The sequence below is a fragment of the Erwinia typographi genome (assembly GCF_000773975.1).
Classification (GTDB): domain Bacteria; phylum Pseudomonadota; class Gammaproteobacteria; order Enterobacterales; family Enterobacteriaceae; genus Erwinia; species Erwinia typographi.
The window spans coordinates 30,277-42,397 of the sequence record NZ_JRUQ01000069.1; the positions used below are offsets into that span (position 1 = coordinate 30,277).

Annotated in this window: 11 protein-coding genes; all 11 read right to left on the reverse strand. The window is 56.8% G+C overall.

Going from position 1 to position 12,121, the window contains the following annotated elements:
• Nucleotides 1-13 precede the first annotated feature (13 nt).
• From wzyE to wecA, 11 genes are read right to left on the reverse strand one after another with little or no spacing between them, the layout of a single operon-like run.
• Nucleotides 14-1,354, reverse strand: coding sequence for an ECA oligosaccharide polymerase (gene wzyE, locus NG99_RS22715; protein WP_034898123.1), 1,341 nt, complete (start codon nt 1,352-1,354; stop codon nt 14-16).
• Entirely contained in the window at nt 1,351-2,424 is a 1,074-nt protein-coding gene (locus tag NG99_RS22720) for a TDP-N-acetylfucosamine:lipid II N-acetylfucosaminyltransferase (protein WP_034898125.1), read from the reverse strand. Before NG99_RS22720 ends, wzyE begins: the two co-directional genes overlap by 4 nt.
• Nucleotides 2,421-3,671, reverse strand: a complete 1,251-nt coding sequence (gene wzxE, locus NG99_RS22725; RefSeq protein WP_034898127.1) for a lipid III flippase WzxE — start codon at nt 3,669-3,671, stop codon at nt 2,421-2,423. Before wzxE ends, NG99_RS22720 begins: the two co-directional genes overlap by 4 nt.
• Nucleotide 3,672: 1 nt before the next feature.
• Nucleotides 3,673-4,803 carry a dTDP-4-amino-4,6-dideoxygalactose transaminase gene (rffA, locus tag NG99_RS22730; RefSeq protein ID WP_034898128.1) on the reverse strand — a complete coding sequence of 377 codons (1,131 nt, stop codon included), beginning with the start codon at nt 4,801-4,803 and terminating at the stop codon, nt 3,673-3,675.
• A gap of 4 nt (nt 4,804-4,807) precedes the next feature.
• Nucleotides 4,808-5,500 (reverse strand): dTDP-4-amino-4,6-dideoxy-D-galactose acyltransferase, encoded by a 693-nt coding sequence (gene rffC, locus NG99_RS22735; protein ID WP_034898130.1) that lies wholly within the window; start codon nt 5,498-5,500, stop codon nt 4,808-4,810.
• Nucleotides 5,478-6,359, reverse strand: a complete 882-nt coding sequence (gene rfbA / locus NG99_RS22740; RefSeq protein WP_034898132.1) for a glucose-1-phosphate thymidylyltransferase RfbA — start codon at nt 6,357-6,359, stop codon at nt 5,478-5,480. The genes rffC and rfbA overlap by 23 nt, the downstream gene beginning before the upstream one ends.
• A 25-nt stretch (nt 6,360-6,384) precedes the next feature.
• Nucleotides 6,385-7,452 (reverse strand): dTDP-glucose 4,6-dehydratase, encoded by a 1,068-nt coding sequence (gene rfbB / locus NG99_RS22745; protein ID WP_034898134.1) that lies wholly within the window; start codon nt 7,450-7,452, stop codon nt 6,385-6,387.
• Nucleotides 7,449-8,711 carry a UDP-N-acetyl-D-mannosamine dehydrogenase gene (gene wecC, locus NG99_RS22750; RefSeq protein ID WP_034898135.1) on the reverse strand — a complete coding sequence of 421 codons (1,263 nt, stop codon included), beginning with the start codon at nt 8,709-8,711 and terminating at the stop codon, nt 7,449-7,451. The genes rfbB and wecC overlap by 4 nt, the downstream gene beginning before the upstream one ends.
• The gene (gene wecB, locus NG99_RS22755; RefSeq protein ID WP_034898137.1) at nt 8,708-9,838 is read right to left on the reverse strand and encodes a non-hydrolyzing UDP-N-acetylglucosamine 2-epimerase; all 1,131 of its coding nucleotides are present in this window, start codon (nt 9,836-9,838) and stop codon (nt 8,708-8,710) included. Before wecB ends, wecC begins: the two co-directional genes overlap by 4 nt.
• Before the next feature lie 51 nt (nt 9,839-9,889).
• On the reverse strand, nt 9,890-10,915 hold the full coding sequence (wzzE, locus tag NG99_RS22760; RefSeq protein ID WP_034898138.1) for an ECA polysaccharide chain length modulation protein: 1,026 nt from the start codon (nt 10,913-10,915) through the stop codon (nt 9,890-9,892).
• A 59-nt stretch (nt 10,916-10,974) separates the two neighbouring features.
• Nucleotides 10,975-12,054: a UDP-N-acetylglucosamine--undecaprenyl-phosphate N-acetylglucosaminephosphotransferase gene (wecA, locus tag NG99_RS22765; RefSeq protein WP_034898140.1), complete on the reverse strand. Its 1,080-nt coding sequence runs from the start codon at nt 12,052-12,054 to the stop codon at nt 10,975-10,977.
• Nucleotides 12,055-12,121: the final 67 nt, after the last annotated feature.

Below are 12,121 nucleotides of genomic sequence, written 5' to 3' on the forward strand. Positions count from 1 at the left end.
GACCCGATAAAAATCAGTTATTAACCACCAGCGATTCTTTTCGTGGCCGAATCAACCCTGCGCTGTCAAACAGCCAGAAAAGCAGCTTGGCAACGACCACGGCGGCGGCATAAATCACGCAGAAGAACACTACGCGCGAAACGAACGAATCAACCCCATCACGCGCGAGCACAATCATATTAAACACCGCGCCAAAGCAGAAGCTTTGTAAGATCGCCGCCTTGTAGCGATTGGTCTCCTGCTGGCCTTTCTGATAAAGCCAGTCGAACCATTTGATAATCATCCCTACCGCTACCGCACCCAGCGGAATAAACCAGACGCCGCCCATCACCAGCAGAGAGCCAATCAGCGTGGGTGAGATAGCCAGACCCGAATGATTACCCAGCACATTCCAGGTAAAGTAGTTACCGGTGTTCAGTACCATTGACGGGCGATCGGGCCACAGCCAGCTCGGGATAAACACGTAAAAATCGCGCACGATGGGCGCCAGCCCCTGAAAATCTATTTTGTCGTAGTTTTGTAGCAGCAGCCCCAGATTCTCCCACGGGGAGAAGGTGTCCCTGGTGAGATAGAGGAAGGTATAGAACGCCTCCGATCCGCTGACGTCCAGGTTATAGCGGCGAAGCGCCAGCCAGAACATGCCGACCACGCCGACCACGCCCGCCAGGGCCAGCATCCACAGGGTTATCCAGCCGCGAATAATACCGATAAACAAAAACAGCGCGAAGGCGATGATGATATTGGCCCTCGTGCCGCCGACAATAACGTAGGTCAGCAGGCCGAACGCCACGGTGGCCGCGAGGAAAAAGAGCCAGTTGCGCAAGCCGGGCTTCAGAAAATAGACCACCAGCATGGCGGGGATAAAGAAGTAGAAAAAGCGCTTCAGCGCCACGCCGGAGACGTCAGCAGAGAAAATCTGGCTGTAGCTGTGCAATTTTAACAGCAGAAAACCGTTATGCAGGAAGAACACCAGCACGGTTCCCAGCGCGATCGCCACGAGGATGCCGCAGGTCAGGTGAGCCTCAACCCGGTTAATGCTGAACGTCTGTCTGGCGCTCGCGGTAGATGCGGCGCGCAGACGGGTCTTGTAGCTGACGTAGTAAATGGCATAAAAACCGCTGGCTGAAAGCAGCGCCTGTAGCAGATAGTCAGCAGGTACAACCTCGACATTGAAGCCAAACACCAGCATAGCGGTGAGCGGGAAGCCGAAGTAGAAGGTCAGCAAAAAGAGCAGCGAGAAGAAGACGTTGAAGTTGAATCTTACCCGGCGAAACTCACGCCAGGTCAGCGTCAGGATCAGACCAAGCGACAGCAGCCAGACCGCCAGCAGCCCAGCGAATTGCGTCAGCGTCATGCCGTTTCTCCTTCTGCCTGAGCCAGCGCCGCTCTCCAGCCTTCCAGATACGCAGGCTCAAAAAAGGCAATTGAGGGTTTATCCAGCAGCGTCATTTGCCGCCTCGCTTCGCTCACTATCTGCGGGGTCAGCGCGTCACCAGCAAACAGCACGGGAACCTGCTGCTCGGTCAGATCCTGCCAGAAAGGATTTTTACGGTTGACGACAAACGGCACGTTGGCCTGAATCAACAGGCAAAGCGTTCCGATCCCCTGCTGGCGTTCAAAAATAAAATACCCCAAATCGCATGTAGAGATCAGCTGCAAATAAGCCGAAAATTCGAGCTTTTCGGTGAGGACATGTAACCTGTCAGCGGCAAACAGAGCCTGACCGGCTTTGCGAACGCGTTCGATATAGGCGTCATTATTAGCCGGGTAGCCCAGCGGTAGCACGACGTTAACGTTGCCGCCGAACTGCTGATGGATCTCGTGTAGCGCCTGGATATGGCGATTGCTGGCATCGCCTGAGTTGCCCACCAGCAGCGTCATCCCATCATGCGGTACGGCGGGCGGCAGCTCAGCCTGCGCCATTCTCGTAGGGAAATAGAGCAGAGCAGCAGGAACGGCTGGATGGCTCCGGTGAAAATGGGTAATGTCGCCTCGCGTGGCAAACACCTGCCCCACTCTTTTTTGCGCCAGCCGCCGCAGAATATAGAACAGGCGGAATTTCAGGCCGCCAGCCTGCTCGTAGAGGTCGGCTCCCCAGACGTGCCAGTAAACCTGTGCCGTCTTGATCCTGCCAAACAGGATCGCCAGCCACAGAGCGGGATTAAACTGCCCGTGGAAGAAGAAGCGGGCCTGCCGGTCGGATTGCGCCAGCGCAATCACCGCCCTGGCAATGGCGCGCTTATCATCGAACCAGCGCACCGCCAGGCGGCCGACGTCCTGCGCGACGCTGGGCTCGCCCACCACCCAAAACTGGCGCGGTTCAGCGCGCGGCACGACCTCGGCCACCGCGTCGTTGAAGAAGCGCAGCACGGTCTGATTGTGGTGAGGAATGGCCGAGCCAAGAACGTGAATCAATGTTGTCATACTTGTCTTCGATAAAGATAAAAGGTGCCAGCGCAGAGCGCAAAATAAACCATATAGGTTGCCATATAGGCCTGAGCGGCTCCGGCTGCGCCGTGCAGGGGGATCAGCCAGCGAGCGAACAGCGTCAGCAGGATGAACTGACTGACTTCGGTCAGGGCATAAAAGCGCAGCGAGGCTTTCGCAATCACCAGATAGCCAAAGACGTAGGAGCCGACCTTAAAAACGTCGCCCGTTAGCTGCCAGATAAACAGATCGCGCATAGCGGTGAACTGGCTGGAAAACAGCAGCCAGATCGCCAAATCACGCAGCAGCCAGACCAGCAGGCTGACGACCATGACCGCAGGCAGAACAAAGCCCAGCGAACGAAAGATTTCACGCGAGATCTCTTTTTTATTGCTCAGACGCGACAGCGTTGGCAATAAATAAACGCTAAAGGAAGCGGTAATAAACTGGAGATAGGCGTCCGAAATGCTGGTCACGCCCTGCCAGAGCCCCACCTGCTCCCAGCCGCTATGCTCTGCCAGCAGATTACGCATCATAATCCACGCCACCGGCAGCGTAACCGAGGTCATCAGCGCCATCAGCGTGAACTTACTCAGATTACGGGCGATATCGCTATCCCAACGGGGTTTAAGGAAGCGCATCGGCAGATGTTCACGCCTGGCCAGCAGCACAACGGCGGGGATAACCACCAGCGCTGGCACCATCGCCATTCCGACCAGCGCGCCGCTGTAGCCGCCCAGCCAGTAGCAGACAAACCAGGCCACCACGCCAGTCAGGCTGCCCAGGATCATCGCCAGCGCGTTACCTTTGGCGTCACGGAAACCTTTCACCACCGCCAGCGCCAGATTGGCCCAGGCAATGCCAGCCTGTAGGAATGCGACAATGCGCAGCACATTCTGATAATCAGCGTGACCGAATAATCCGACGCTGATTGGCCCGGCGAACAGGATAAACACTATCGCCAGCAGGGTGGAAAAGCCCAGCACAATAGCCGAGGCGGTACCGGTAACAGCCTGTAGCTGCTTTGGATTCTGCTGATACTCGGCGACATACTTAGTGACGCCGTTAAAAATACCGGCCCCCGCCAGCACGCCGAGCACGGTGATCAGCTGGCGGAAGTTTCCGGCCTGCCCCACGCCCGCAGGGCCAAACGACACCGCCAGCATCTTAACCACCAGCAGCCCGGCCGCGATTTTGACCAACGTGGACGCTGCCGTCCATACCGAAGCTTTAGCCAGCGACATATCAGGAAAAGAAGCTCAGCAGGGAGTTGATCACCGTCTGCTGATTGTTATCAGAGAGGTTGTAAAACAGAGGCAGCCGCAACAGCCGCTCGCTTTCAGACTGCGTATAGCGATCCTCGCCGGAGAATCGGCCGAAGCGCTGGCCCGCAGGCGAGGAGTGCAGCGGAATGTAGTGGAATACCGCCAGGATTTCCGCCTCTTTCAGCCAGTCGATCAGCGCCGTGCGGTCGTCTACGTCACGCAGCTTGATATAGAACATATGCGCATTGTGCTGGCAGGCTGGCGGTATCGACGGCAGGGTAATGCGGCCGCTCGCGGCAACAGGCTGGAGCGCAGCATAGTAGTTCTGCCACAGGCGCAGGCGTTGCTGGTTAATACGGGTGGCCGCCTCCAACTGCGCCCACAGGTACGCCGCTTGCAAATCGGCCATCAGATAGCTGGAGCCGATATCGCGCCAGGTGTACTTATCCACCTGTCCGCGGAAAAACTGGCTGCGGTTGGTGCCCTTTTCCCTGACAATCTCGGCGCGCTCAATCAGCCTGGGATCGTTGATCAGCGTGGCTCCGCCTTCGCCCCCAGCGGTGTAGTTTTTGGTTTCGTGGAAACTGAAGCAGCCGATGTGACCCAGGGTGCCCAACGCTTTTCCTTTCCAGCTGGACATCACGCCCTGCGCCGCGTCTTCAATCACAAACAGGCCGTGCTTATCGGCCAGCGCCATGATGACGTCCATATCGCAGGACACGCCCGCGTAATGTACCGGGACAATAGCTTTGGTCCTGTCGGTAATGGCGGCTTCGATCAGCGTCTCATCGATGTTCAGCGTATCCGGCCGGATATCAACAAAAACAATGGTGGCCCCGCGCAGGACGAAAGCGTTAGCCGTTGAAACAAAGGTGTAGCTCGGCATAATCACTTCATCGCCAGGCTGGATATCGATGAGGATTGCCGCCATCTCCAGCGAAGCGGTACAGGATGGCGTCAGCAACACTTTTTTGCTGCCGAATTTATGCTCCATCCACTGTTGGCAGCGTCGGGTAAAGCCGCCGTCGCCGCACAGCTTGCCGCTGCCCATCGCCGACTGCATGTATTCTAGCTCGGTTCCCACAATCGGTGGGGCGTTAAACGGGATCATAGCGTTACCTGTAAAGCCACCAGGCGGTGCGTTCAATAACGCCGCCGCAGCGGTGATAAAGTCGGAGTGCCGGTAAATTGCCCAACTGCGTGGCAACGTGCAGGCGCGTAAGGCGGCGGGCCCGGCACCAGTCGGCGGCAGCCTCGATCATTCGCTGACCCACGCCCAGCCCCTGCGCTTCCGGCAGCGTCGCCAGCAGCCCAATTCTCGCCCTGCCGTCGGGCAGCTCGCGCAGCGAGATAAACCCCTGCATTTTACCCTGTTCATCGACGGCCAGCAGGCACTGATGGTCAAAGGTGCCGAGCACGGCGTTTTCAATCCACTGCGCATAGAAGCGGCCGCTGTCGCCCGGCTGATACCAGGGCGCACGAAAGCGACTTTGCGCAAACGCGCCGCTGGCGGCGTCTCTCAGCGCCGGGATATGTTCCTTTCTCGCAATGCGAATACCTTCCGGTCGCCCGGTGGAGGGAATACCCAGGACAAACTCGGCCTCCCCTTCTACCAGCCGGAAGCCTTGCTCAGTCAGGGCATCCAGCTCTGCCGTTTGCTGAGAAAGTACCTTCGCCTGCACAATATCGTAACCCGCAAACAGAGAATCACTCAGCGGAACCTCGCCATCGAGTTCGATCAGGCCGCAGCGCCGCTGGAAGAACGCGCTCTCCCAGTCCAGCGGTTTAATACTGACGCGGACGGGCATGGAGAAGATCCACCAGATATTGGCCGTAGCCGGTTTTTGCCAGCGCCTGCGCCGAGCGCCGGACGTCGTCATCGCTCAGCCAGCCGTTGCGCCAGCCAATCTCCTCCAGGCAGGCGACCTTAAATCCCTGGCGTTTCTCTACCGTCTGTACGAAGGTGCTCGCTTCAATCAGGCTGTCGTGCGTTCCGGTATCCAGCCAGGCAAAGCCGCGTCCGAGTAGCTGAACGGAGAGTTTCCCCTGCTCCAGATACATCTGGTTGATGCTGGTGATCTCCAGCTCTCCGCGCCCGGAGGGCCTGACCTTCTTCGCAAATTCCACGACCTGACGATCGTAAAAATAAAGTCCGGTCACTGCCCAGCGCGATTTTGGCGAAGTGGGTTTTTCCTCAATAGACAGCGCATTGAAGTCGTCATCAAACTCCACGACGCCAAAACGTTCGGGGTCCATAACCTGATAGGCAAAGACCGTAGCGCCTTCGGCGCGGGCAGCGACCTGGCGGAGCTTAGGGCTGAATCCCTGACCGAAGTAGATATTATCCCCCAGAACCAGGCAGCAGCCTTCGCCGTTGAGGAAGGATTCGCCAATGATAAACGCCTGAGCCAGACCGTCCGGGCTGGGCTGCTCGGCGTAGCTCAGCTGAATGCCGAACTCGCCGCCATCGCCCAGCAGACGCTGAAAATGCGGCTTATCCTCAGGGGTGGTGATAATTAAAATATCGCGAATCCCCGCCAGCATCAGCACGGAAAGGGGGTAATAAATCATTGGCTTATCGTAAACAGGCAGCAGTTGTTTAGAGATGCCGCGGGTGATCGGATGCAAACGCGTTCCCGATCCGCCAGCTAATACGATACCTTTCATCCGCTCCTCCTCTGACCGCAATAGGTCATAGCGACAGCCCTAAACGTTCGGCCCGATAGCTGCCGTCAAGAATGCTTTGCCACCACGGCTGATTAGCCAGAAACCAGACCACCGTCTTGCGCATACCGGTTTCAAACGTTTCCTGCGGACGCCAGCCAAGCTCGCGCTCAATCTTACTGGCGTCAATCGCGTAGCGGCGATCGTGGCCTGGCCGATCAGCCACAAAAGTAATCAGCTCACGGAAATCAGTGAGGCCGACAGGTTTTTCCGGCGCCAGCTCGTTCAGCAGATCGCAGAGCGTTTCAACCACCTCAAGATTACGGCGCTCGTTGTGCCCACCGATATTATAGGTTTCGCCCGTCTTTCCGGCCGTCACCACCTGATAAAGCGCAGCGGCATGATCGTCGACGTAGAGCCAGTCGCGGATTTGTGCGCCATCGCCATAAACCGGCAACGGTTTACCCGCCAGCGCATTGATGATCATTAGCGGGATCAGCTTCTCCGGAAAGTGATAAGGCCCGTAATTATTGGAACAGTTCGTGACGATGGTCGGCAGACCGTAAGTTCGCTGCCAGGCGCGGACTAAATGGTCGCTGCTGGCTTTGGTGGCCGAATAGGGGCTGCTGGGCGCATACGGCGTGGTTTCCGTAAAGAAGTCATCGTCACTCTCCAGATCGCCGAACACTTCATCGGTCGAGATGTGATGAAAGCGGAACGCCGCCTTTTCTTCCCCAGCAAGTGAGGACCAGTAGTGCCGCGCCGACTCCAGCATCATATAGGTTCCCACAATATTGGTCTCAACAAAGGCAATGGGACCATCAATGGAGCGGTCAACGTGGCTTTCTGCCGCCAGGTGCATGATCAGCTGCGGACGAAATTCGCTCATTACGCGATCCACCGCCTTGCGATCACAGATATCGACTTTACTGAACGAAAAGCGCGGGTTGTCTGCCACCGAAGCCAGCGAAGCCAGGTTGCCCGCATAGCTCAGCTTATCGATCACTCTTACCCGATCGTCAGTCGTGGCGATAATATGCCTTACCACCGCCGAGCCGATAAAACCGGCGCCGCCGGTAATCAGTACCCGCCTCACTGCCAGACTCCCTTGGTATCCACCACCTGATGCGTGCAGATCCCGGCGACGTCCATCGTCCTGAACTGCGCATGATCCACCAGCATGACCAGCACGTCGGCCTGCTGCAAGGCGATCTCCTGACGGGCCAGCGTCGCTTTACCGGCCAGTTTCTCAGGCAGGCGGTGAATGTTAGGCTCAACGACCAGCGTAGTTCCCGGATGCCAGTCGGCAATCATTTCGGCTACGTGCATTGCCGGGCTTTCGCGCAGGTCGTCAATATCCGGCTTAAAAGCGAGACCGAAACAGGCAATAGTCACTTCAGCAGCCCGCTTATTATTGGTGGTCAGACAGTCAGCCAGCGCCTTTTTCACCTGCTCAAGCACCCACAGCGGTTTGCTGTCATTCACCTCCCGCGCGGTGCGGATCAGGCGTGACTGCGCCGGGTTTTGCGCCACGATAAACCAGGGATCGACGGCAATGCAGTGCCCGCCTACGCCCGGCCCAGGCTGGAGAATATTCACGCGCGGATGGCGGTTCGCCAGGCTAATCAGCTGCCAGACATTAATCCCCTGATCGGCACAAATTAGCGACAGCTCGTTAGCAAAGGCAATATTGACATCGCGGAAGCTGTTTTCCGTCAGCTTGCACATCTCCGCAGTACGGGAGTTGGTCACCACGCACTCGCCTTCAAGGAAGATGTTATACAGATCGCAGGCTCGCTGAGAGCAGGCTGGCGTCATGCCGCCAATCACCCGATCGTTTTTGAACAGCTCGACCATGATCTTACCTGGCAATACCCGCTCCGGGCAGTAGGCGATGTGCACATCGGCCGTTTCACCTGCCTGCTGCGGGAAACGAAGGTCTTCTCGTGCGGCGGCCAGCCACGCGGCCATTTGCTCCGTAGCACCGACGGGCGAGGTGGATTCGAGGATCACTAAATCCCCCGTTTTCAACACCGGGGCAATCGACTCCGCCGCGGCTTTAACCCAGGAGAGATCAGGCTGATGGTCGTCTTTGAACGGCGTTGGCACCGCGATCAGAAAAGCATCGGCCTCTTCCGGGGTGGTTGTCGCCCGCAGATAACCCTGCTCTACGGCGGTTTTCACCACGCTGTCGAGTTCTGGCTCAACGATATGGATCTCACCCCGGTTAATAGTGTCAACGGCGTGAGCATTGATATCGATGCCAATCACCTTTTTTTGCTTTGAGGCAAACGCGGCAGCGGTTGGCAGGCCAATGTAGCCCAGCCCGATAACGGAAATGGTATTGAAAGTCATAAGGTAACCCGATTATTTTTTAGCGCCTGCACAATACGTTGGCAGGCCAGGCCGTCCCCATAGGGGTTGTGGGCACGGCTCATGGAGTGATAAGCGCCTTCATCGGTCAGCAGACACGTAGTCTCACTGACAATTTTGTCGACATCCGTGCCCACCAGTTTGACCGTTCCGGCCTCAACGGCCTCTGGCCGTTCGGTAGTATCACGCATCACCAGAACCGGCTTACCCAGCGAGGGAGCCTCTTCCTGAATGCCGCCTGAATCCGTCAGGATCAGCCAGGAACGCACCATCAGCCAGATAAACGGCAGGTACTCCTGAGGTTCAATCAGGAAGATATTGCCGATGCCGCTCAGAATACGATTCACCGGCTCGCTAACGTTAGGGTTGAGGTGCACGGGATAAACAATTTGCGCATCAGGATGCAGACGGGCGATCTCCGCCAGCGCGCTGCAAATGCGCTCAAAGCCGCCGCCGAAGCTCTCGCGTCGATGCCCGGTCACCAGGATCATTTTTTTATCCGCATCGAGGAACGGATAGCGGGAAGCCAAATTCTGGCGCAGGCCCTCGTCGCCCAGCACCCGATCTCTTACCCAGAACAGCGCGTCAATCACCGTATTGCCCGTGATAAACATCCGCTCGCCGCGCAGGTTTTCTTTCAGCAGATTCCGTTGCGCATTCTCGGTTGGCGTAAAGTGCCAGGTCGCCAGATGACCGGTCAGGGTACGGTTCGCCTCTTCCGGCCACGGCGAATAAAGATCGCCCGTGCGCAGACCAGCCTCAACGTGACCAACCGGAATACGGTGGTAAAAGGCCGCCAGGCTGGCGGCAAACGTGGTGGTGGTATCTCCGTGCACCAGCACGACATCCGGCTTGAACTCGGCAAATACCGCCTTCAGCCCTTCCAGAATCCGGCTGGTGATCTCCGTCAACCCCTGGCCCGGACGCATGATGTTCAGATCGTAATCAGGCACGATGTCGAACAGTTGCAGCACCTGATCCAACATCTCACGATGCTGTGCGGTCACGCACAGGCGAGCGTCAATGTCGCTATCCTGCGTCAGCGCACGAACCAGCGGCGCCATTTTTATCGCTTCAGGGCGCGTGCCAAAAACTGTTAATACTTTCACAGTCACTCTCTTTCGTTCGTCTGTCTGATAACGACAGGCCGAGACCGCGCATTAGCGCGGACGGCGTGCCAGCGCAATCCCTGCTCCCATTAAGGCACCTACAGCGCCCCACATAATCATCAAAAACAGGCGACGGGGGCTGTCGCGTTTGACCGGCTCCTCCGGCGTACGCAGATAGCGGTAAGTCTGGAAAGAATTAACCAGCGTTGGTCCCACGTTTAGCGTAGAGAGCATGGCCCTGTTTTGATCATAGTCCAGATCGAAGCTCGGCCCGCTGGCCTGAAGATTCTCCAACCTCGCCTGGAGCAGCGGACGGCCCAGCAAGAACAGTTCGGAGTCCGGCAACTGCTCGGAAGGCGTCTCGGTTTTAGCCTGCTCAAAACCCTGCTGCCGGGCAATTTTCAACGCCTGCTGAACGCTGTTGACCTGCCGATCGTAGATAGCTTTTGCCACGGCTTCCTGCCTTTTTACCTGCGCGCTCATCTGGGTTGTCCGCGCCGCCCAGGCGCCGGTCAGCTCTTCATTGAGATGCGTTGCCGCGCGCTGGCTGGCAAAAGCCACATACTGGCGCAGCAGTTCATTGGCATCTTTCGCCGTCTCGGCCACCAGCCGTACAGAATCATTCAAATTTTTAGCCGCATCAGCGGGCTGAAATTGAATGTTGGCGATCATTTCATCTAACAGAACGGCGTCATCACGAGCACTTCCGCTCTGCCGCTGCTTGTAATAGTCCGACTGTAGCCAGAACTCCCGACGGGTGTCATACGCAGAGAGCTGCATCACAAACTCCTGGTAAGCCTCATCCATCACGGAAGGCGGCGTGACCGTGGACGGAGCGGAGCGGGAATCCAGATTATTCAAAAACTGCTGCTGAGAGTAGAAGCTCCCAAGCATATTGACGGTTGGGCGGTCGGTAACGGCCGTGGTGCTCCATTTAGGTGTCACCAGCAAAGAATAGGCCCAGGCCAGCAGAACAAGCACCAGCGCTACGCCAAAAATCCATTTTTTACCCTGCCATAGCGTGCAGCAAAGTCCGCGAATATCCAGCTCGTTATGGTTAACGTCAGGATGCGTCATACGTCATGTTCCTTGTTATCAGGGTAATCAGTTCATTCTTGCAGAGGTTAAACCGCGCTTTACTGCGCATTGCGTAAGCGTCTTTTAAAGCGTTTTATCATTCTGGCCACGCGCCAGGCCCGCTTGATGCAGTAGCCATAAAGCATAAAGGCGAGCAGGAACAACAGCAGCATTGCCCAATCGGGGACAAAGCTCAGGTATTCACCCAGCACGCCCACCGCCGCAAGCAGCGCCGCAGCCAGCGTAATCAAAAAGCAGGCCTGTTTTGAGGTAAAGCCGGCGCGCATAATCAGATGGTGGATATGCTGACGGTCGGCGGAGAAAGGGCTCATCCCTTTACTCAGGCGGCGGTACATAATAGCAACCATATCCATCAGCGGAATAGCGATAAGCCACAGCGCGGTCACCGGCGTAATCGGGTGAGATTGCCCCTGCGTCGCCCCCAGCAGTATCCAGATAATGGTGAACCCGATGAGCGTACTGCCTGCATCGCCCATAAAGACTTTGTAGCGGCGGCCAAACATCCCCAGATTCAGCAGAATGTAAGGCACAATGGCGACAATCATGATGAAGCACCACATCGCCAGGCTCTGCTGACCATCCAGTAACAGGATGATGCCCATCGCCAGAAAGGTGACGCAGGAAAGGCCGCCCAGCAGCCCATCGATGCCATCAACCATGTTAAAAGCATTGATCGCCGCCCAGACGGCGAACAGGGTCAGCACATAACCGAAGGGGCCGACAATCAGCTCCCAGGGGCCAAAGATATAGCCCAGACTCAGCAGATAGAGCTTGCCCACGCTCATCATCAGCACGGCGATAGCGGCCTGCACCACGGCCCGGATCTTAACGCTGATATCCCAACGGTCGTCCAGCGCGCCGACAAGGACCAGCATTCCGGCGCAGAAAAGGTAAAGCCGGGCGTGGGGAATATAGAAATTGGTGATGGTGAAGCCAAAGCAGATCCCGGCAAAAACAGAGATACCGCCCACCAGAGGAATGACGCCCTGGTGACGTTTGCGGTAGTTGGGCTTATCAACAAGGCCCACCTTTTTAGCTGCTTTACGGGCAAAAAAGAGGAAAACCATCGAAAAGACAAATATTAAAGCAAGCTCAGCACTCATATTGAGTAAATTCACATTGACCAGCTCTCTGCAAAGAATCTCGCAGTGTTATAAGCATTTTATGTGCCATTAACATCCGTTT